At 34.7% G+C, this 22,381-nt stretch carries 16 protein-coding genes; 8 read left to right on the top strand and 8 right to left on the bottom strand.

What is annotated here, in order from left to right; translation table 11 throughout:
- Positions 1-124 precede the first annotated feature (124 nt).
- Positions 125-3,520 carry a hypothetical protein gene (locus DAY19_RS11850; RefSeq protein ID WP_133296960.1) on the top strand — a complete coding sequence of 1,132 codons (3,396 nt, stop codon included), beginning with the start codon at positions 125-127 and terminating at the stop codon, positions 3,518-3,520.
- A gap of 7 nt (positions 3,521-3,527) precedes the next feature.
- Here DAY19_RS11850 and DAY19_RS11845 read toward each other — a convergent pair whose 3' ends face one another.
- From DAY19_RS11845 to DAY19_RS11835, 3 genes are all read right to left on the bottom strand, one after another.
- Positions 3,528-4,373 carry a MipA/OmpV family protein gene (locus DAY19_RS11845; protein ID WP_115362704.1) on the bottom strand — a complete coding sequence of 282 codons (846 nt, stop codon included), beginning with the start codon at positions 4,371-4,373 and terminating at the stop codon, positions 3,528-3,530.
- The gene (locus tag DAY19_RS11840; protein ID WP_115362702.1) at positions 4,325-5,452 is read right to left on the bottom strand and encodes a DegT/DnrJ/EryC1/StrS family aminotransferase; all 1,128 of its coding nucleotides are present in this window, start codon (positions 5,450-5,452) and stop codon (positions 4,325-4,327) included. The genes DAY19_RS11845 and DAY19_RS11840 overlap by 49 nt, the downstream gene beginning before the upstream one ends.
- 104 nt (positions 5,453-5,556) lie before the next feature.
- Positions 5,557-6,660: a hypothetical protein gene (locus tag DAY19_RS11835; protein ID WP_115362700.1), complete on the bottom strand. Its 1,104-nt coding sequence runs from the start codon at positions 6,658-6,660 to the stop codon at positions 5,557-5,559.
- Positions 6,661-6,780: 120 nt separating this feature from the next.
- On the opposite strand from DAY19_RS11835, the gene DAY19_RS11830 reads away from it, so the two are divergent.
- The 4 genes from DAY19_RS11830 to DAY19_RS11815 all read left to right on the top strand — a co-directional run bounded on the left by DAY19_RS11830 (position 6,781) and on the right by DAY19_RS11815 (position 9,791).
- Positions 6,781-7,011: a hypothetical protein gene (locus DAY19_RS11830; RefSeq protein ID WP_115362698.1), complete on the top strand. Its 231-nt coding sequence runs from the start codon at positions 6,781-6,783 to the stop codon at positions 7,009-7,011.
- Between the two features lie 74 nt (positions 7,012-7,085).
- Positions 7,086-7,715, top strand: coding sequence for a hypothetical protein (locus tag DAY19_RS11825; RefSeq protein ID WP_133296959.1), 630 nt, complete (start codon positions 7,086-7,088; stop codon positions 7,713-7,715).
- An 85-nt stretch (positions 7,716-7,800) separates the two neighbouring features.
- Positions 7,801-8,304 (top strand): hypothetical protein, encoded by a 504-nt coding sequence (locus DAY19_RS11820; RefSeq protein WP_115362694.1) that lies wholly within the window; start codon positions 7,801-7,803, stop codon positions 8,302-8,304.
- Between the two features lie 1,193 nt (positions 8,305-9,497).
- A complete protein-coding gene (locus DAY19_RS11815) occupies positions 9,498-9,791 on the top strand; it encodes a HipA N-terminal domain-containing protein (RefSeq protein WP_115362692.1) in 294 nt (97 codons plus the stop codon).
- On the opposite strand, the gene DAY19_RS11810 is transcribed toward DAY19_RS11815, so the two are convergent.
- The 4 genes from DAY19_RS11810 to DAY19_RS11795 all read right to left on the bottom strand — a co-directional run bounded on the left by DAY19_RS11810 (position 9,738) and on the right by DAY19_RS11795 (position 12,412).
- Positions 9,738-10,802: a HipA domain-containing protein gene (locus DAY19_RS11810; protein WP_115362690.1), complete on the bottom strand. Its 1,065-nt coding sequence runs from the start codon at positions 10,800-10,802 to the stop codon at positions 9,738-9,740. The two genes, DAY19_RS11815 and DAY19_RS11810, sit on opposite strands and share 54 nt — an antisense overlap.
- A gap of 147 nt (positions 10,803-10,949) precedes the next feature.
- A complete protein-coding gene (locus DAY19_RS11805; RefSeq protein WP_115362688.1) occupies positions 10,950-11,447 on the bottom strand; it encodes a super-infection exclusion protein B in 498 nt (165 codons plus the stop codon).
- An 18-nt stretch (positions 11,448-11,465) separates the two neighbouring features.
- A complete protein-coding gene (locus DAY19_RS11800; protein ID WP_115362686.1) occupies positions 11,466-11,810 on the bottom strand; it encodes a hypothetical protein in 345 nt (114 codons plus the stop codon).
- Positions 11,810-12,412, bottom strand: coding sequence for a hypothetical protein (locus tag DAY19_RS11795; RefSeq protein ID WP_115362684.1), 603 nt, complete (start codon positions 12,410-12,412; stop codon positions 11,810-11,812). The genes DAY19_RS11800 and DAY19_RS11795 overlap by 1 nt, the downstream gene beginning before the upstream one ends.
- A 382-nt stretch (positions 12,413-12,794) precedes the next feature.
- On the opposite strand from DAY19_RS11795, the gene DAY19_RS11790 reads away from it, so the two are divergent.
- Positions 12,795-13,046, top strand: coding sequence for a type II toxin-antitoxin system Phd/YefM family antitoxin (locus DAY19_RS11790; RefSeq protein ID WP_115362682.1), 252 nt, complete (start codon positions 12,795-12,797; stop codon positions 13,044-13,046).
- A 2-nt stretch (positions 13,047-13,048) separates the two neighbouring features.
- A complete protein-coding gene (locus DAY19_RS11785) occupies positions 13,049-13,390 on the top strand; it encodes a hypothetical protein (RefSeq protein WP_115362680.1) in 342 nt (113 codons plus the stop codon).
- Positions 13,391-13,476: 86 nt separating this feature from the next.
- Here DAY19_RS11785 and DAY19_RS11780 read toward each other — a convergent pair whose 3' ends face one another.
- A complete protein-coding gene (locus DAY19_RS11780) occupies positions 13,477-14,760 on the bottom strand; it encodes a cytochrome-c peroxidase (protein WP_115362678.1) in 1,284 nt (427 codons plus the stop codon).
- A gap of 108 nt (positions 14,761-14,868) precedes the next feature.
- Between DAY19_RS11780 and DAY19_RS11775 the strand changes: the two genes are divergently transcribed.
- On the top strand, positions 14,869-22,377 hold the full coding sequence (locus DAY19_RS11775; RefSeq protein ID WP_115362676.1) for an Ig-like domain-containing protein: 7,509 nt from the start codon (positions 14,869-14,871) through the stop codon (positions 22,375-22,377).
- Positions 22,378-22,381: the final 4 nt, after the last annotated feature.

Genomic DNA, 22,381 nt, shown 5'->3' with positions numbered 1-22,381 from the left:
TCGTCGAAATTACAACAAGGTGCGCTTTGAATATTCTTATAGACAATAATTGGCATTTAGATTGCAACCTATATCTACAACATACAAATGAGAGAGGTATAAAGTGCTTAAATCAAGGATTCTGTTGGCCATATTTTTGACACTGTCGATATTTTCGACACAAGTTCACGTCTACGCTAAGCGTACACACAGCGGGGCTATCTATAAAGCTGCCGATGAGGAATTTGGAAATGAAGAGGCCCTTGTTTCACTAAAGTTTCCTTTAAAGTTTTTAAGACAAGACCTTCAAGATGTTCTAGTTAAGCCAGAAGATTCTTACTTTAAAGAGATCAGCAAGATTGATTTAAATCCTATTGATCGCACTCTTCATTTAGATGCCACTATAATCATGCCAGATTCGATGCTTTTGAGTATGGAAGATAAGGCCGGTGATAAATTATTAAACGAGCACACAATCTCTCTAGTGCTTGGTTTTCCTTCGTATGTTCGCGGCCAGTATATTGAATTAGAAATTAAGAAATTTGTCCTTGATGACGTTGATTATACAAATGGTATGCACATGGTAACTAATGTTACAGCTGCACTATTAAAAAACCGAAGCCTATTGAATTATTTTCTAGCAGATCATAAAGCTCCAACTGATTATTCTGATGAAGACTTATCAAAAATGATTCGTGAATTATTCGACAATCAAGATATTGTGATTAAAGACAACCGCATACGTGCGCGTTTTAACTTTACAAAAATTACTGGATTCACTCGTTATAGTGACTTAGAAGATCTACAGATTTGGTATATTGGACCAAAGAAAATGAAGGGAACAGCTCAAGGTGCTGCCTTTATGGTGGAGGCCGGAATTGGTAATCCATCAATTAGCTATATTAAAGGGATTCGTGATGCTGGAAAAGTTGCCGCTAATGAATTGCTTAAATTAAGAGAACAAGAATATATTACTTATGGTTTTAATAAAGACGTTGAAACGAGATTAACAAAGCTTCACTCACGCTTGATGGAAGCAACAGGTATTTTTAATTGGAACGTGCGTGAAGAGAGAATTATTGATGAAATCCGCTCAACTCTCATCTCAAAAGCTCGCAAGGCCCTTTCTAAAGACGACTTGTACTTTATTGATGAGCCACAAAAAGCAAATATTAACTTCTTTGTCGCAGCTGAAGAGTTTTTAAGAGTATCCATTGCTGACTTGAAACTTAGACATGTTATTGACATGGAAAATAGAAATGGTGGAAGCAAGGCCAAGACAATGCCATTTGTTGAAACTCGTGTTTCTCAAAATGCTGTATCACAATTCACAAACTTTTTTAGAGATTTTAAATTAATCGAAAAAGAACCATTGTTTAAAGAATTAAATGTTGTGTTAGCACCACACTTACCAGGTGTTGTTTTAAAAGGGAGAGTTAATCTAGAGTTAAATTCTCTTTTTGAGATGGGACTTGAAGGTGAAGGAATTGATTTTAATAATCCAGATATAAGACTTGATAGTAAGACATATGGGGACTCTGTTCCATTTGAATTATCACTATATGTATATATGAGAGATAATGGTGTCTTAGAGCTTGATATTAAGGAGGCCGTACTAGGTGAAGGAAGCCAAGGCCGAGTTCATTTAACACCTAAGACAGATAAAGGATACTTTCTAGAAGAGTTCACAAAACTTGCAACTGCAAATATCTTAAAAACATATTTAATTAGTGATCCTCTTGCATCAAAAGAAGGTGATGAGCAAAAAACTGATCCAAAAGAGATTAAAGAAGATCTAATTAGAAAACTTGAAAGCTTTAAAAATAACTTTGCTTCTATTAACTCTGTAAAAACAGTTGATAAACTAATTGAAGTTAAAAAACTTGATCTACAAGGGCCGTTTACGTCGATTCCTGAAGAAATGACTGAAGAGAATCTTGTTGAATTCTTTAACAATATATTAGGTATCGATCGTCATACAGGACGTTTACAAATTAACCTTGATCCAAAGATATTGAGTGAGAAGATCCTCTATGCTCAAAACAATATTCAGGTTTGGAATATTGAGCCAATATTCGACAAGTTAATGGATAAGACATACCTAGATCTAGCGATAGGTAATGGAGTACGTAGTAAGGAATTTTTAAATACAATTTATAATCGCCAAGAAAAGAAAGATAGTCTGACTTTTGTTGGAACAAGCGGAAATGTTAAGAATGAAGGCCCTGTTGATTATTCTTTTAAAATTAAATTAAGAGAGTTTGAATCAATGGTTAATTCGATTTTAACAGCTTCAATAGCGCCACAAGTTAGAGATGCAAAAGCACAACTTGCAACACTTGAGGAAGGTAGCGTTAATATTCTTGAAGACCTGACTGTAAGAACACAAGGAGATAACCAACTTTATCTATCGATTGCATTAAACCAGATTGAAAAGAAGAAGAATTGGTTTGGCCGTAGAGTATTTGACAGTATTTTTAATCGAGATGCTAAGAATTATAAAATTATTAATAATCGTTCATCAATTACAGCACGTATTAAATTGCATGCTGTTGCCTTGGATGAGAATAAGAAGGAGCTTCTTGAAAAGAATGCAGATGAAATCTTTCTAGGAAATACTCTACTAAAGATTGAACTTGAGTCTATTGGACGATCGGTTAAGAACCCAGGACTGTTTGGGTCTATTCTTAACGCTATGATAGGGGATGTTAATCTTAAGAATGGACTAATAGGTTCAAACTTAAAGAAGCTTGTATTGAAAATTGCAGGGCCAAAGCTAAATCCTGTTGGTAGAGAAAACGGAAGTGCAACTCTTGCTGGTTTTGCTCTTAATAATTATTTAAAAGTATTTACTACTAAGAATGATATCTTACTTCAACTTAACCCACGTCTTGCTGGACCTGTCTGGGATTTACTACTTGTTAAAGACCAAAACTTTAAGGGAAGAAAAGTTGGTGTAGGAATTGATTACACAAAGAAAACAATTAACTTTGATTTTAAAATGGTATTTAACCCATCTACAGTTGATAAGCATGAGCTATTTTTAATTATGAATGAGGCCAATGCAATCGTTAAAGATGTAAAAGCTGGAAACGTTAAGACAGTAAAAGATTTTATCACAGTTTATGATCGCTTATATTACAATAGCGATGTAACGAAGAGATCATTAGTTCACCGCTTAAAGAAAGTTGTAACAAATTATGACTCTCTTGCACTATTAAATGAGAATAAGTCTCATTATGATAATTACTCAACAACAGGTGCAGAAATTATGCAAATAGCGACAGCTGCTAAAGTTATTGCTGATGCAATTGATTCGGTTGTAGCTCTTAAACAGCCTAGTGGTGTAAATTATAAGCAACGTGCTAAGCAAATCGTAAACGAGCTTAATGAAGCATATATTGGTCCGTTCTCACGCTATTATGCAAAGAGATACCACACAAATAATTTAAAGATTATTAATGGTGAAATTAGTGATTGGACTTTATATATTCTACCAGATGCTCTTTTTGCTCATAAAGCATACGAGTTCTTAAAGTAATTTCTTACTATCTGGTAGACTTGCCTAAAATATAATTTAACCCAAAAAATATACTTGAACGATAGCCTCTTTTAGTTAAGGGGCTATCTTCTACGGCCGAAGAAAATACCGTATACGAATAAAATGTATTTAAAACATATTTTTCAGTAATAGGGTAGTTACCTATCAATCGTAATGTCCATTGGTGAGAATCTTCAGGTGTATACTTCGGTCGGTCTGCCCTTGCTTCAGTGTCAGTAACTCCAAAATAATAACGACTCCATTCCTTAGAGTGTTGAGAATATGAAATACCTGGCAGCAGGCTAATCTTTTCACCTTTCCAAGGTTCAAATTGGAAGGCCTTAGAAACTGAGACACTGTATTTATTTGCTTCAGAGCGACCACTGATATCTCTTTCATAAGAAAATCTTGTCATAAACCACTTAGAAGGCAGTAAGAAACTTAGACCTAGATCAAGTGAGCGATTTCTCTCTCTTAGTCCTTCATTATAAGTTCCTTTTTCGGCCTCTACTTTATTAAAGTCTGGCTTTAGAGTAAGTCTTGTTAGAGGAAGTAGCTTAAAACTTGCGGCAACTCCACGAAAAGAGAAGCGTTTGTAATTATAAGTGATTGAAGGAACAACTGGAATATCGAAACTATCACCAACTTTATATAGAGATGTCGAAATACTTGAGCCCAGACCTATCTGATTAGTTGGCTCAGGCCTTTTTGATCGTTGCTTTTCAAGATTATCGATGCGATCAGTGCGACCATTGGAAAAGACTAAGGCCTGTCCAAAGAGAGCAGGCCCTATAATCAATAATTTTATGAATTTGAAAAGTGTTTCTTTACTACTTGGCAAACATATTCGCATTCTTCTTCCGTGATATAAGCGTAACAAGGTAGGTTTAGTACGGCCTTACTTATATAGTCCGCATTTCCATTATCAATTGATCCGGCCATATACTTTGGAGCAGCTTCTTGCTTACTCATTGCACCTGGATAGATTGTTCCAAAACCGACATTGGCCGCCTTTAGTGATTCAATTAATGGTCCTCTAAGATCTGGATCAATTAAGGCCACACTACAATATCCATTCTCTTCAACGTGAGAAGGAACTTCTTGTATTTTTAAAGGTAGGCCTTGTAAGTTTTCTTGATAGTATTTAACTGCTTTTCGTCTTGAATCTAGTCTTGCATCAATGTGCTCAAGTGACATATTTAGAAATAGTGACTCGTAAGCACCAATTCTAGAGTTCCAACCAATAAGTCCATGTGAGTAATGGCTTGTACGACCATGATTGATTAGAGTACGACAAGTATTAATAATTTGCTCATCTGTTGAAAAGATTGCTCCCGCATCACCTGAAGCTCCCAGGACCTTTGCAGGATAGAAACTTGTTGTTGCAACTTTTGCGCTTCCTAGTAGAGACTCGCCATGAACTTTAGTTCCAAAGCACTGAGCACCGTCTTCTATTAGAATAACTCCGTTATCTTCCGCAATTTTTCTTATTTCCATCGTGTCTGGACAACCCCATCCATATAGGTGAACAAGAATAGCAGCCTTTGGTTTAAATTTTTCAACAGCTTCTTTAAAAGTTTCTTTATCCCAGTGAAGTGTCTCACGACTTACGTCAACTGTAACAGGTTTGGCATTAACATTAACAACAGCTTCAAATGTTGCCCAAAAAGTCATATCTGGAATTAGAACAACATCATCTTTATCAATACCGACACCACGTAATGCAATTTGAATTGCATCTGTACCGTTAGCACAACCAACGACATGTTTTGCTTCTGTTTTCTCTTTTAGTTTTTCTTCAAGTTTTGCAACTTGAGGTCCACCAATAAATTGTGTGTTATCAAATAGAGTTTCTACTCCAGCTAAGAATTCTTCACGAAAGCCATTTTCGAAACGATTTAGGGTAATAAATGGTACGCCGTTAATTGACATATTTCCTCGCAATTTTATGTGTTTAGCACATTATATGACAAAGAATATGACTTAGGAATAGCGTAAATGGTATTTTTTAAGCAATAGGGGAGCGTATAACTCTCCTATTGCTTAATATCAAATGTCCAGGGCACAGAAACTAACTTTTTAAAGCTTACCTTTACCTGTGCGGGAACGTCATCGTCATCTAAATTTATTGTTGCTCGACGAGGTGTAATTCGTAAATTTCCAATAACAGGGAAGTTCCCTTCGACTTTAATCCCGTCGATTTCTACTTTCTTATATCGTCCAATATGACCATCAGACTTTTCATAAATAAGTGTTGCTCCATCTTCTATTTCTGCATAGTGGAGAGTTTCCGCAAGGGCCTCTCGCTGCTCTTGTGTATTCATTGGTATATCTTCTGATCTGATTTTTATATCACCATTGAAAGTATTCAATTTAACGACAGTATTTCCCTTGCGATCTTTTTTAAATTCTATATTATCGATTTGATTAACAATATCTTCTAAGAGCTCAAGCTCCTTTGGTTTTAATTGGTCTTGAAAAGTTCCAACTAAGTAGGCGAGTTGTGTATTTGAAATCTTCTCGACTCCCATAAGAGATATTTTCTCTAATAAGATCAGTGGTAGGGCCATTGAATTTGCCTGGGATCTTTGCGGGTTCATATTGGCAAACATATCAAGCATAGCTCCTTGAAAGTTAGCAATCTGCTCATCATTAAATCCGGCCATATGCTCAAGAATATCCCCAATTTCATTCATTGTTGGAAGCATAAACATAGTAGGTGTACTTGTGTTAGTTACATCACAAATACAGCCATCATTCTTATCACTTTTTATACTAGAAATAGCTTCTTCAGATGAAAGGTATACCTGACTCGTTCCTCTATTTGCACTTATTAAGGCACAGGCATATCCACCTAATTCGATATCAAAATAACGATTCTTACTTTGTGATGCCCATAAAAGCATCTCTTTAATTGACTCTTGTGTTGGTGTTAATTGTTGTGCATTATTAAAGACTAGTCCTGACTTGTCTCTAAGGTTCTCAAATCCAATATAAAGCTTCCCTTCATGCTCTTGAACGTAATTAACTCTCGCATTATTGATATGGCAGCTTGATCCAAATGAAGCGAGACTATTAGCAGGTGAAAAAATAAGTAGAATTAGTGAAAATCCTAGTAATAGCTTGATGTTGTTTAACATTTGGTCGACTCCTGTCGTTTTATTAGACAAAATGGCCATAAATTGGCCTTATAAACGTTTTATACTGTTATATTTGCAAGCTACATACCAAAGAGGGGATTTTGGTGATAAAAAGCATTTATGAAAACACTTATTCTTATGCTTTTAATTTTGCCATTTAGTATCCAAGCTCAAATTTCTCAAGGAGAGTTTGCACAAACAATTAATAAATTAATTGAAATCTATGATAAGGATCTTCCAACTCAAAGAGTTGTGGATATTAACTGGGAATCAGAAACTGAAAATGCCTCTGTCTCATACAAGAATGGTAAGCACAATTTAGCTTTCATGGTGGCTTTGCTCGTAATTTAAACTTAAGTACGGATGCTTTGGCCCTTGTTACTTGTCATGAAATCGGACACCTAATAGGTGGATACCCAAAAGTAATGCCCACACAAAAGTACACAAGTGAAGGCCAGTCAGACTATTTTGCAACAAGAACATGCTTAAAGAAATACTTTGTAGAAACTGATGATAGCAATTATTCACTAAGTTATATCAAGCAAGAGTTAATTGAAAAATGTGATAATAATAGATTTTGTCTAAGAGGTTTAGCGGCCATAAGAGATGCATCTGTAATCTATTCAGAAAATGCTCATATCAATCATAAGACGGCCCATATAAGTCCATATACGATCTTTAATGATTATCCAAAAGGGCAGTGCCGTGTTGATACGTTAAGGGCCGGCCTATTTAATGAAAAAAGGCCTTCATGCTGGTTTAAAGACTTTCAAAGTGATCGATACGAATACGATGAAGAATATATTTATGAAGAAGCACAGGCCGTTGCTGATATCACAGAAGTGACAATGACTAGCTTCGGTTGTCATGTACGCACAGCATATCCAAATGCATGGATGGGAAGTTACTTCAATCCATTATCTGAGTCTGAATTAATGATGAAAGGAGTAAATGTTGTCGGTGCTTGTCCATATAAGAAGGGACAGGTTATTAGTGGCTCAATGACGTTATTTCGAGGATCTCTATACTTAAACTTAAGAAATACAGATAAATAAAGAAGAATTTTTACTTTTTTTTAAGTGTTAAGTCTCTCCTATTTCCGATAAAAATTGTTAAATAATTTTTATAGTTGGGGGAGTTATGAGAAATCTTACAAAGTTTGGGATATTTGTTTCTATTTGTCTTTTAAGCGCAACAGCTTATACAGCAACAATCGATTTTGGAACGACAAATTATATCTCGTTTCGTTGCCAAGTTGATATCTTTGAGAAAAAAGTAAATCCAGTCACATATCGTGCGTATGCTGGGCGTCTTTTAAATACAGTATTTCATGAGCAATACAATGCCGTATATGGCCCTGATATAAAGTTATTAATTGATTTAGACAATGATCGCTCATTGTTTTCAAATGTCTTTATTGGTGGCAATGGATACCTGAAATGGTCGGCCGTTGAAACAGATCACGATGCAACTACAATTGATGATGCAACATGGCCTGTCACACCACGAGTTATCTATAGTCCAAGAGCATATGATAACGCTAATAATAGAAAAACATTTGGAGAGTCAGATCATTACTTATTTCGTATCGAATGTTTTGAAGTTAAAGAATTTAGCGATGATTATTACTATAATAAGAAATAATCAGATTTGATGAAAAATTTTGTAAATTTTAGCCGTAGTACCCACGGGGCAAAATTACATGATATGTAGTAAAAATTCACTATGATAGTAATTTTTCAAATTCTGGGGGGAACTTATGAAAAATCATCTAAAACTTGCCGTAGTTAGCACGCTAATTTTATCAAATCATGAGTCTAGAGTTACTGCTGTAAGCTTGGTTTGTGACAAGATTTAGCATTTCAACACGTTAACATATGCCTTACCCGATATAACTGATATTATTAAAGCACATATTTTAGCAATTTTCTCAATTTGTTAAAATTGCTAAAGCTCTAATGATAATAGGTGATTCAAGTGTTCTTCAATCGTTGAATTATTTCTATATTTTCTATTATTCCTCATAAAAGTCGCACGAATAGTCGCATCAGAGCAAGATTTAGATTAATGTTAAGCTTGTTATAAATTATGAAAGAAACAGTGGCACTATCATGTAAAAGTATTTGCTGAGCTATGACGAGAAGACCAAGGATTCGTAGTTGAATTGTAATAATTAACATTGATTCAGATTGAAGGCTAAGCTTATTCTATTGACATGCATAGCGATACTTGCTATGAATAGATGTTTTTAACAAGGAGGTTCATCTTGAACGCCATGTTTAAATACCCAAGCTTAGATACGAGATTGAGCTACTAAATCAATCAGTTCTGTTTTTAAAGGGTTAAGGGATAAAAGTAGCCGAATTCCATGGTAAGGTTATTAACTAAGTTCTTGTTTAGTAGCTAGATCTTAAGTTTGTAACATTAAATATTCATAGGCTACTGAAACGTAAAAATAGACTGTAGAGTAACTTTTAAGTACCTTTTCTAAGGCTAGACTTTTAAGCGAAACCAGTAAAGCTGAGGCGTTTCCCCTTTTTTGTATTTTTGGAACTATAGATTTCTGCTAACGCTTCTCTATTTACCCAATATTAATATTCATTATCCTTTGGTGTGCGACAAAGGCACTACAGATGGCTCTAGTTTTCTTCCTAGTGAAGAGGTTGTTATGGATCGAGTTGTAGAGCTGTTTAAGTGCACTAAGTAATTACAGATAGTTAGGTTTCTAGTCCCTGTAGTTTTATTCTAACAACTATGAAAGTAGTTGATTTCACATGTCTATGATTAAGTATTTATATATTTATGACGATATGCTATAATGTTAGGTGAGGTAAACCATGAATGAAAAAGTGTATACACTAGTGTTCAAAAATATTGAGATTGGCTATATCCGTGAGGATGTAGATGGTGATCTAGTATTTGAATATTCGGATGCCTTTAAAAGCTCAAAAATGCGTGCTTTGCCACACTTTCCGAATGTGAATAAAAAATACAAGAAATCATCAGTATTAAACTTTTTACTGAATCGAATTCCATCAAAAGCTTTTAAGTCACAAAAGTTTACTTCAGCAAGTGAGCTAATTGGTTTTGGTCGTAAGGTTGGCCATAGCCCTATTGAACTGGTTGGTTAGGTAGCACCTTAAGTTTGTTGAAAATTTCTTTATGTATTTCTTAATATTCACGTGACTTTGCTTAGTCGAGACAATTTGATCTAAGGTTTGTATTCTATATTCCAAAATCTCTTTAATGATTTTTATTCTTTTTGTGCAAATGCTAGTGCTAAGTAGAGGGTCATTAGAAATTATTGAATTAGTATCTATTAATTTGAACTCTTTAATTATTCTTATATAACTATTGATAATATTAGGATGAGAATCTAGGATATGTTCAACTAACTCAAAATGATTACATTTTTTTCCATGTATAAACCCAATGTGAGGAGTGCTTTTTATACAATACTTTTCAACTTGATTTGATTGTAGCTTTTCATCTGTCTTATTCCACATAAAAGATCTGGCAGTATCGTAGATTGGAGAGAAGTACGGATAGTGGTCGCTTTTAAGCGAGGTTATAATACCCCAGTTTTGTAAGTGACGGTCATTATTTCCAATGACCGCATCCCATAAGCACATATTTAAAAAGTCTTGGTATATTTCATAAGCTTCCTTCTTGCTTAGACTTTGAGATTTTAAAAATTTATAGAGATGTTTTTTGATATTAGATAAAATATAAATAGATGGATATCTTTTGTGTCTTGGGCTTTCGAGGTCGTCAGATGCATATGCTTCAGAAAAAAGTTCCATGCCATGGAATAAGTTTTCATGACTTTCAAGAAAGCTTTCTGAAAATATTCTTAACATTTTTTTATGTTTGCCTATATAGTATTTACATATTTTCAAAGATGGTATTTGTGTTCCGATAAGAGATATTAAGTACTCTGTAAGAATATCATTTATAATTTGCTGCTCTTGAGGAGAACCTTGTGCAATTAAACCAATATCTTCTTTTTTAGATTTTTTTATAAAGTAATACTTGTCGTTTGCTGGGTCTTTGTACATACCCAATGCAGAGTCTCCAAGAGACTCCTTTTCTTTTTCAAAACTTTGTAAATCATGTTGTATTTTATTTAATAAACTTTGCACTTTATTAGTTTATATCAAATATTAATATTTTCAATTAGGCACAGATGTTTACACTTATTTAAAGGATGATGAAGCTTGTGAACGACTCTAGGCGGAAGGAATTCTTTAATTAAATATTCTCTATATTTATTATATATAATTAATAACCTACTCTTGATAAGAGTTTAATAAATGAGGATTTTTATTTAAGTACTGCCATGCCCAAGGTTGAATGTTAAATTCAAAATAAGGTCCTCTAATTGTTACATTTGTTGATATTGATCCTGATCGATATATAATTTTATGTGCAACAAGACCTTGAACGACACCACTATTCAAGAGAAACGATTTAGATTTAGTGTTTCCGTATATAAATTCTTTCAAAAGCTCTTTTTCTTCATCTGATAAAGTTTTTAAATACCCTGTTAATTTCTTTTTAAGACTTATATTTTTAAATTTATACTTACATTGAATTATTATCTCAACTGCTAGTTTGCACAAAGCGATGGCACCAAAAACATGCAAAAATGAATCATAATCTTTAAGGATTATATATAGCTTATAGTTTTCTGGAACAATCACATAAATAATATAAAACAATGCAACTACAGAAGATGTCTTTGTATTAGAAGAGAATTCTTTAATGAGATTAATTATTGAGTCCATCTTTCTCTTGAAGTTTAGTTACCCACCAGAACCGTCACCAAGTAATCTGCGATTAGATATCCCACCGCCTAAGTCACCACCAGACTGGATAAGATCAGAGAATCCACCTCCGCCATCAACGCCTTTTCTAGCTCTATCAATTAGAATTTTACTAATTTCTGAAGCATCAATAATTTGGCCGTTTTTTAGAGTTGCTTCTTTAATGAAAGGATATTGCTTAACTACTTTTAATTCTTTGATGTCTTTTTGGATATTGAAGACTTCAGCATTAAAAGTTGTGAATGATTTAATTGCAAGTTTATCTGTCGCAAATGAACTTGCTGAAGAGATAAGTGCTAATGTAAATAATATGTTTTTCATCATTACTGTAACCCCTCGTTTTCCGTGTACGGTAAGAACGTACTTGAGATTGAAGCAGTATATGCTTTGATATCACCTTTGTACATTGGATTGTCGAAGATTTGATCTTTTCTTTCATTAAAATGCTTTTGATTCAATTTCTTCAAAGCCTGTAAACCATCAGAATTTATAGACTCAGTTTGAAAGCTCATCCAGTTATTAATTGACCCTGCCTCTTCAAGTCTATAGTGATTCATCGAGAGCTTGATACGCTTCTTTGTCTCGGCAAATGTGAGCTTATAGTTTTGTGTAGAGCCAAGGTAGCGGCCTTTTGTGTCTTCGATTATGAGGCCTTGCTCTACAAGGTGATCTAATCTTTCAAGTCCAACCATTCCAAGTTGATAAGAGACTTCATCTCTTGTCGTTCCAGACCTTGTAGAGGCCAGATTCAATATAAGAAAAAAGCTTTCGTTAGAATAGTATTCTCTATTTTGGTCTTCAATAAATGTGTATTCTTCATTGTGGCTGAATGAATTATTTATTACCTTAGCGATGTCTGGGTGAAACTCTTCCATGTACTTTCTAAGTAGATGGTCTTCTCCAAGTACATTTAATATCTTAATCACTGTTTCTGGTTGTGGGTTACCCTTGAGAGTTGTAAGTCTTCTTACAGTCGAATAGGGGACAGATGATTTATCTGCAATAGTCTGAAGATTAAAGGCCTTTCTCGTTGAAAGAAAGTTATCAATAGCATTCTTAATAAGAATGCATTTTCTTTCTTGAATATCGCCAGTAATAGTCGTTTCTATTTCAATCTCACTTTTTGAATTTATTTAGGCAATACGTATCAATTTTCGGCGTGTAATGTCAAATTTTGTTCACAGTTTTTGTGAAGTTGTTAACTGTCTTATAAGTGCCTGAAAACATGAATGAAGTTATTACCTCCTTAAAGCTAATAAGTTGAATAGGTGTACACTTAGTGGTACACTAATTTAAAGTGAGGTATTTATGGAAACAACAAACCCTAAAAAACTAAGAGCTGAAATGAAAGATTACTTAGAGCTTGCTAAGAATGAGCCTGTAAGAATTCAAAGACGTTCGGGTGAGAGTTATATACTTTTAAATGAACACGACTTCACGAAGATGCAGGCTGAGATAATTTCTTTACAAAGAAGATTGCTTTCGATGAGCAATGTATTAGATGACGAAGTTTATGATGAGCCTTCAACGGAAGATCGTTTAAGTAGATTTAAGGCTTAGTAGTGATTAATATAAAAGTAACTGCGAATTACCTTAAATCACTTACTGAAATAGAAGACTATATTTTTAATTTAAATAATTTAGTTTATGATGTAGAGCAATTTCATTCAGAGCATGACAGAGTAAAAGACTTCATAAAGCAAAACCCAACAACTCCAGCACCTCACCCCTTAACTGGTGATCAATCTTGGCCATTTGCGAATGGCCGCTATCGTATATTTTTTAAGTTTCTGACAACTAAAAATTCTAAACTAATATATTTACTCGATATTATCGACAACCGTATGCTTAACGATAAGTACTACCCACATAACTCAATTCCTACTTATAAAATTACAGATTAACGAAGAATGTTGTTAAAGGGTATAAAACCTTGATTAAAGAGATATGCCAAGCAGTTAGTTGCTTGGCATTTATGTATTAGAAGTTATTAATCATGTACAGGTAGTCCACTCGGTACACTTGTTGGAATTAGCTTTGATGCATTTGTGAACTTTGGATCTGTTAATGTGTGTAGGAAGTCAATTATTAAATTGATTTCTTTATTTGAAAGATCAATGTCTACTGTATCTTTAGTTGCTAAAATTTTACCTTTAATCTCATCTGATAAACACATTACATCAGTTTTGTCTAAGTCACTACGACTTTTCAATAGGCCCATTTTAATATTATAGTTGTATAACATTCTTTCACCGTCGACATGATGTTTGATTATATCCTTTAGTGAGTCATATGCTCCATTGTGGCCATATGGACCTGTGAGAGCAATGTTTCTAAGGATTGGTGTTTTAAACTTGTAAAGGTCCTCTTCTTTTCCTGTTACGCCAAATCTTCCAAAGTCTTCTAGCATATTTGAACCATGTCCTTTACCTGGGCCAATTTGAGGGAGTGCAATTGAATGAAACTTGTTATCACTGAAGTTTGTTCCATTGTGACAACTGATACACTGTCCTTTCCCTTTGAATAATTCATATCCTTTTTTTGCTCGTCTGGAGATTGCCGTTTCATCACCTCTGATAAATTGATCAAATGGCGAATTTAAAGATAAAAATGCTTTTTCTTCAAAAGTAGCAATGGCGTTTGCAATGTGAACTTCTCTAATGTCATTTGCTGTTTTAATTTCTCTAAATGACTTCTTAAACATATCAACATAAATACTATTATTACGTATTCTTTTTACAAGGCGATCCCAAACACCGTTTTTACCAAACCAATTTTTATTAGTTGCTGCATGACCAATTGGGTTTTCATTATGGTTACCTGCCATTTCAGTATTAGATGTAGGTGGAAAAAGAGCTTGAACAGCAAGAATACTATTTAAGCCCTCTGGAAGATCATGGCCTGCTGGAGACTTGAATCCATTAGGGTATTCAGGATTTACTTCAACACGTCCGTCATGAAATACAGTCGTTACATATTGATCTGTAAGGTTAAATAAATGTGGTGCATTTCTAGGAACTCTTTCATGAATTGCGTTTTTTTTAGTTCCTAGTGTTCTGGAAAATCCTAAACCAGTTCCACCTTCTCCAACACCTAGTGAAAGCCAGTCAGTACTTCCTGTAAACGGATGGTGGCAAGTTGCACATGAAATATTTTTATTTCCAGATAAAATTTTATCAAAGAAAAGAGCCTGGCCAAGTTTATAGCGGGCAACTTGGGGCCTTGCATAGACATCGAATGATAAAAGTAATGATAATAAAATAATTGCTTTCAAAAAAAACTCCCTTTTCTCTCATGTAAATTAATTGACAACTTTTAATGTTGATCATAGTCTTTTTGTCGAGTTAAGAAAAGTTTAAATTTGGGACAAGGAACACACACAATGTTTAAATTTCTATTAATGCTACTAACAGTAGTATACGCAAACACGTCTTTTGCAATGCCAACGATTGATATTCAGGATCATTATTCAGTAGTTGCAGGTGATTTAGTCACTATTACAAACAATCATGATGTTACTGACGACTATGACTGGACAATTGTTTCAGCACCTAAAGAGAGTCAAAAGAGCATCGAGGTAATTGAAAATAACTCTATTCGATTTTTAGCCGATCGAGTAGGTCAATATACCTTTCTTGTTAAAGTTACAAACTCAATCGGTGAAGTGTCTAAGAAGGTATTTAATATTGCAGCAAGATTACCGCAGGGAAATATTGTGTATGGGCCAAATGATTATTTAATAAAGCAAGAATGTGTAGGAGCAAGTTCAAAAACGAAATCATGCAATAGTACATTTGTTGACTTTGATGTGCTCAACCCAAATGCATCTCATAAAATGATCATCGAGAATAATAGTGTAAATTATGCGCAAATTAGTCTGAACGGTAGTCAAATTACTAACTCTTATGACTTTTCTGGCGAAGAATCAATATTAGTAAAAAACATAGATGTATTACAATCAAATAACTTAGAAGTACTACTGGGTGGTCGCTTGAACGACTCTCTAACAATCACGGTCGTGGAATATTCATCAATACCTGACTCTAATACACCTCCTACTTTGGCAGTTAATGATTTAACTTATTATGGTGACAGTGGTGCTTCGGCAGTTGTTGCTGTTAGTGATAATGAGAACCATGAAGTAACTCTAGAAGTACTTAGCCAACCAGTAAATGGTGTTGTCACAATTGAGAATAACCAAAAAATTATTTTTAGGCCATATTCTGGAGTCTATATTAATAGTAGTTTTGTTTTAGGTGCTCGTGACAATGGTGAACCATCAAAACAAACATCAACTTTAGTTGATATTAATTTTTCTAATGGTAATAGAGCACCAGAACTTGATTATAGTGTTGATGTTTCACATGGTGAAATTGTTTCAGGCGAAGTCGTAATTAATGACAATGTTGGACAATCTCATCAAGTAGAAGTCATGACTGCTCCAACAAATGGTTCTGTTAGTATTAATAATGAAGGGATATTTGCCTATCAGCCAAACGGTGGTTTTGTTGGTGTCGATACATTTTTAGTAAAAGTTACAGATGACCAAGAACCTGCCCTCTCTAATGAGATACAAGTTGAAATAACAGTTTTAGAGAACAATTTACCGACGATTTTTCCAATTGAGGATATAATAGTTGAGCAAGGTGTTTCTACATTTAGAGTGATTGAGTCAAATGATCTAGATATCAATCAAGAATTAAGATTCTCTGTTAAGGAGCAACCGCTTAGCGGTTCCGTGTCGATAAATCAAATTACTGGTGCATTCACTTATACACCAAATAGTGACTTTTCTGGTGATGATCAGTTCGAAATAGAGCTCCGTGATAATTCGATCATAAACGGCGTTGCAACTAAAGTTATAAGCACAACTGTCTTAGAGAATGATGCTCCTGTTATAAGTATTAGAGGGGATAGGAGAACATTAAAAGAAGTTACGCCTGGTCAAAGTGTTAGTTTTTTCTATCGTTTTGAAGATGCAAATGAAAATCAAGTCCATGATGTTAGTGTTGTAAATGAACTAGTTGGTGGTTCTGTATTAATTACTGGAAGCCAGATTGTTTATACAGCAAGAGAAGACTTTCTAGGGATAGAAACAATCATTGTCGAAGTAAAAGATAATGGATATCCTGTAAAGTCTGGACTCGTTACACTGGAAGTTGTTGTTAAAAATAATCAACCTCCTGAACCAGTTGCACATTTCCCTGACGAGGTCACTTTTTCTAATGATTATACAATAAGTATTGATCCTAATGATATTGATTCTACTATAGACTTTAGATATGAGGTAATAGAAGGCCCTTCTTTTGGTGAGCTAAACCAACTAACAAGAGATAATAGATTTAGGTATATTCCAAGGGCCGGAGAGTATGGGCAAGAACGTATTGTAATTCGAGTCTGGGATAATGGTTCTCCTTCGATGTTTGGCGATGTTGAAATCCTTTTTAATGCGGTAGAAAATGTTGAAGCTACTATGGCAGATGCTACCTTTGAATTCTTGCCTTTTTCTCCTAAGAATTTCTTGCTTCGATGCCAAGATCCTGATAGTAGAAAAAACTGTAACTTTGAATTTTTAGATACTCCAGAATATGGAACCTTAGAAAAAGTTTCAGACAGATATTTTAAGTATACTTCGAATGTACAAACTCCTGTTCAGGAAACTTTAAGAGTTCAGTATACTGATGCTGGTTATCCTCCTGTTTCAAAGATTGCTAATATTACTTTTGTAACAATTGCAAATACACAACCTGTTGCACAGGAGTTTAACACAACAATAAGTTCAGGACGTGCTCAACACTTATTCCTACGATATACTGATGTTGACAGAGATCAAGATCACGTTGCTAATATTATTACTCCACCAAGTAACGGTAGTCTTCGCCGTAGTTACAACGACACTACTTTTCAATATACACCAAACTTAGGCTTTTCTGGCCTCGATACTTTTACATTTGAAATTTGTGATAATGGAACACCTGTACTTTGTAGTACAAATGTTGCCAATATTGCAGTTACTGCCAATAGGCCACCAAATGTATTTGCATCTGATATTAGATTACTAGAAGGAAAGAGTTCTACGATAAGAGGGGTAGCAAATGACCCAGATAACGATAGTTTAAGTCTTTCTCTTCTTGTAAACCCTGTTGGTGGAAACGTAAGAAGTTTTCGTTGGCGCTGGAATCAGATAAGTGCCATCTACACTCCAAATGAAGGCTTTGTCGGTAGTGATAATATTGTATTTAGAGTAAAAGAATCTAATACTCGTGACGAGCTGTTTTCTGATTTAACGATGAATATTCAGGTTGTTGAAAATGTTGCACCTGAGTTCTCAATCGCTAATGAAGTCTTTGTTCTTGAAGGTGAAGTCGTTGACTTTGAAGGCCTATTATTTGATGAAAATGATGAAGAGTTTAATGAAAATTACAATGTTCAAGTAGTTGCAAAACCAAATTATGGTACGCTTGAACTTGATATTGAGCAAAGCTTCGCTGAAAAAAGAAAGTTTAAATATCAGTCAAGTATTGGTTTTGTCGGAACTGATTATTTTACAGTCTCTGTGAGTGATTCAAATGGATACGCTTCTAAAACATCAAATTTTACGATACCGATCAACGTTATTAAAAATAGTGTGCCAGAGTCTACAGCACAACCAATTTCAGTTATTGCAGGTGATACTGAATCAACACAGATTAATGTTGCTGATCCAAACATTAATCAATCACATACGTTTACTATCAAGGTTCAAGCTGAGAAAGGAGAGGCCGTTGTAAATGAAGATGGTTTTGTTACTTATGCCTCAGATGTTGGCGCTACTGGTTTAGATTCATTTGTTATTACAGTAAAAGATAGTGGTGTTGTAAGTGAAAGCTTCGACTTAACTATACCTGTAGAGATTATTGGAAATGAGCCACCTTCTATAAGTATTTCAGATATAAATACATTTGAAGGTGAAATGAATAATGTGCCATTTACACTATCTGATCCAAACGAAGGGCAAATTGTCTCAGTTGAAATTTATGAAGGGCCAAGTCAAGGAACATCAAGTATCTGGGAAAATAGTCTACTTTATCGTTCTAATCTAGTTGGTCAAACTAGTGATTCCATTGTACTAAAGGTAACAGATGACGCGAATCCTCCGCTAGAAACTTTTCATACTGTAAATATTACGATTAATGAGAATCATCCACCATCAGTCTTAGCAAACCCGTCTAGCTTGAGTATTTTCCAAAGTGGTGTCGGCAGTTCTGAATTATCGTATTCAGATATCGACGGTCATAATGTCACAGTCGGTATTGAAGAAATAGGAGAAGGGGTTAAAAGCGCAATAATAACTGATAATAGTTTAAATATTGAGTTAGTCGAAGGTTATGTTGTTGATACATTTGTTGATGTATATGCTCTAGACTCCTTATCCCTCCCTAAAAAGTCTATTTTAAGAATACCTATTTCAATTGTTGCCAATACAGTTCCTGTAATTTCTCTTGAGGACTTTAGTGTTTTAGAAAATTTAAGCTATAGCACTAATATCGATATCGTTGATCCTGATGTTGGACAAACACATTCCATTTCCATTGTTGAAGGAACCAGTTTAGGTTCATTGAACATTAGCGATAATAATCTTCATTTTCAAAGCAACGGGGTCATCGGCGAAGATACAATAACTCTGGAAGTTAGAGATAATGCACTTCCTGCAGGAGTATCAACTAAAACGATAAATATTTCTGTATACGAAAATACCCCACCAACCGCAGGTGACTATAGCCTTAGCTTTAACTGGCTGGATCCTGAAAAAAATGTAGATATTGTCGTTATTGATCCTGATCCAAATCAATCCCACTATATCTCAGTTAAAAGCAGCACTGGAGGATATGCTTGGGTATCGGAATCTAAATTGTATTACACTCCATCTTATCAAGAGGTGGGAGACTTTGAAGTAGTCTTAGAGATAAGTGACAACGCAAATCCTCCAGGGGTTTCTGAGTCTACTGTAAATATTAATGTTCAAAACCATATGCCATCAATCTCAGGCCCTTCTGAAGACTCTACTCCTTGGGGCGTTGCTGTTGAGCACATTTTTCAGGTATCTGATCTTGATGTAAATCAGGAACACGAGATTTTTATTGATACACATCCTACTAATGGCCATTTAGATCTTGATTATCAAACAAATATTGCTACTTATACTCCGTTTTTAGACTATAGCGGGTCCGATAGTTATACAGTTTCTGTTTGCGAAAGTGTGCCATCAACTTTTTGTGCTGAACAGATTGTTCAAATTGCGGTTACTGAAGGTAATCACGCTCCTAGTGTAAATGCTGATGATATTAATCTCATTGGTTCAAAAATTGGAACAACACAGATTAACGTCACTGATTATGAGTTTGGCCAAGAGCATACTTTTGAAGTTATAAGCCAGCCTGACCAGGGGGTTTTGACTGTTGATGAGAATGGACTTGTTACGTTTGACGGTACAAGTGCTGGTGACGGATATTATTATGCCTCTATTAATGTTACCGATAACGGAACACCAAATAGATCAGCGACTGCATTTATTAATATTCTTCTTCAGTCTAATACGGCACCTATTGCAAACGATATTTTTACAAATGGTGTAGAGAATACATCAATAACTCTTGATGCTGATTTTGATGATCCAGATATCGGACAAACACATCACTTAGAGGTTATTTCTTCACCTTCAAACGGTAGTGTAGAGATGTCTGAGACATCATTTACATACACTCCAAACTTAGGCTTTACGGGTTATGAAAATATAACATTAAAAGTTATTGATAGTGCTGTGCCTGCTGGTGAAGGCATGTTTTCAGTTGAAATCTATGTTGATCAAAATTATCCGCCATTTATTTCAACTAGTGAGTTGAGTGGTTTAAAGAACTCATCTTCATCTACTGTAGTTGACTATTCAGACCCTAATGGCGATTTACAGGAATTAACTCTTTCGATTGTAGAGGCACCGGTTAATGGAACTGCAAGTCTAGATGGGGATAATTTAACATATATACCAAATTTAGATTTTGTAGGAACTGACTTTGTCACTCTTTCAGTATCTGATAACGCCAACCCATCTTTAAGCTATCAAAAGCAAATAATTATAAATGTTGAAGATGGTGATGCTGTTCCTGAAATTGGATTTATGTTCTTAGAGTATCATAATAATTCTCTTCCGTTTGAGTCTTTATTATTCTTAGAGGAATTAGTTAATGCTGATCAAATTTCTAAAGTCGAGATAGATTTTGGCGATGGATCTGAGCTTATTACTATAAATGGACCGATTTATGACGAAAGCTTAGAGATATTTAATTACTATTTTTCAGAAGATGATTTTACTGTAAATATCGATCTCTATGATTATTTTGGCCAGAAGTATAACTATACGATTGATACTTCAACAATAAGTTTAGAAGTTCCTGTCTCTAAACCTTTTGTGTCGACAAATACATTTAATCTTGGTGAATCAGTTACATTAGATGGTTCAGGCTCTTTCTCTGATTCAAATGATATTGTTCTACAGGCTTGGGGAATTTATTCTGATTTTGTCGACGAATGGATTGAACAGCCTATTGTGAACTTCACTTTTAATAATTCTGGACCTGTTGAGTTATGTCACCTTGTCCTTACATCTAAGGATGTTATAAACGAGAAATGTATTGAAGCATATGTTGACATGGAGCCTGAGAACTCTGATTTTTTACCTATCGTTAATATTGGTGGAAATAATCATTTCACTCAAGTAGGTACTAGCGCAACTCTTGATTTCAGTAATACTTACTCAATTAACTCTACAATATCTTCAATCTCACTGAAGAAGAAAAACCAGTATGAGCCAGGCTTAGCAGGTGAGTTAAATAATGTAGCGTTCGACTACCCTGGTGTTCATTCTGTTATTGCTTCTATCGTTGATGAAAATGGCCTACGAAAAACCGTCGATAAGAAGGTATATGTCGGCGACAAAGACACAATCGATAATTTTGATTTCTACGTCTTAGACAGTGGTGGAAGCTGGATGAACATAAGAATGGCACATTCTAATGCTCTTTATATGACACCATCTCTATATTGGGAGACAGATAATGACGATGACGATGGTACTGATCGCCCTATCTTTTATCTACCGTTTGGCCAAAATGATGTACGTTTAGAAGGTCAAGACTTTAATAATAATAGATTTGAAGTAGTGAAGACTGTTGATACTGATAGAGCACCATTTGTCGGCGTTATTACATCGAACCTTAATGAGGTTCTTCCATCACAGGAATTTACAGTTTCTTTTAGTACAAGCTCTTTAAGTCGAAGCGAATATGATCTTGTATTTGATTTTGGAAATGGCGATTGGAAAAAGATGGTAGGCACAGAGTCCTCGACTTCATACTCATTCTCTAGTCCTGGGTACTATGATGTGACGGTGTATGCTACGGTCCATGCAACAAATCTAACTTATACATATGATACAAATATATATGTTAGAGGAGTAAATGCTCCAAGTGTAGTGTTTGACAGTATTTCTTCGGATTCAGTTATTCCATACAACTTATTAAATAGTCTTTCGGCTTCAACTGATGATCAATCAATTGTTCAGTACAAATGGAGGATTGAAGGGCCTGAAGGTGAGTTCTATGTTGTTGATGGGCCGAATATTGATGTTCAGTTGTTAAACGTTGGTTGGTATGAAGTCCTTGGTTTTGTTTGGGATAATGAAGGTAACGTAAATGCCGATTACTATCAGTTCTACTTAGGTGAATCAGACCCTCTGATAGGCAAACAAACTCAAAAGATGAAGCAAGATAAGATTGTACCGTTTAGGTATCGATCTAAAAGCTCATTTCGTAAAGTAAGTAAGAAAGTAAACATGTTAAATAAGAAGGTTAAATAATGAA

Source organism: Halobacteriovorax vibrionivorans (assembly GCF_003346865.1).
Taxonomy (GTDB): Bacteria; Bdellovibrionota; Bacteriovoracia; order Bacteriovoracales; family Bacteriovoracaceae; genus Halobacteriovorax_A; species Halobacteriovorax_A vibrionivorans.
The sequence above is the reverse complement of the archived record's forward strand: the minus strand, read 5'-3'. Positions and strand labels throughout refer to the sequence as shown.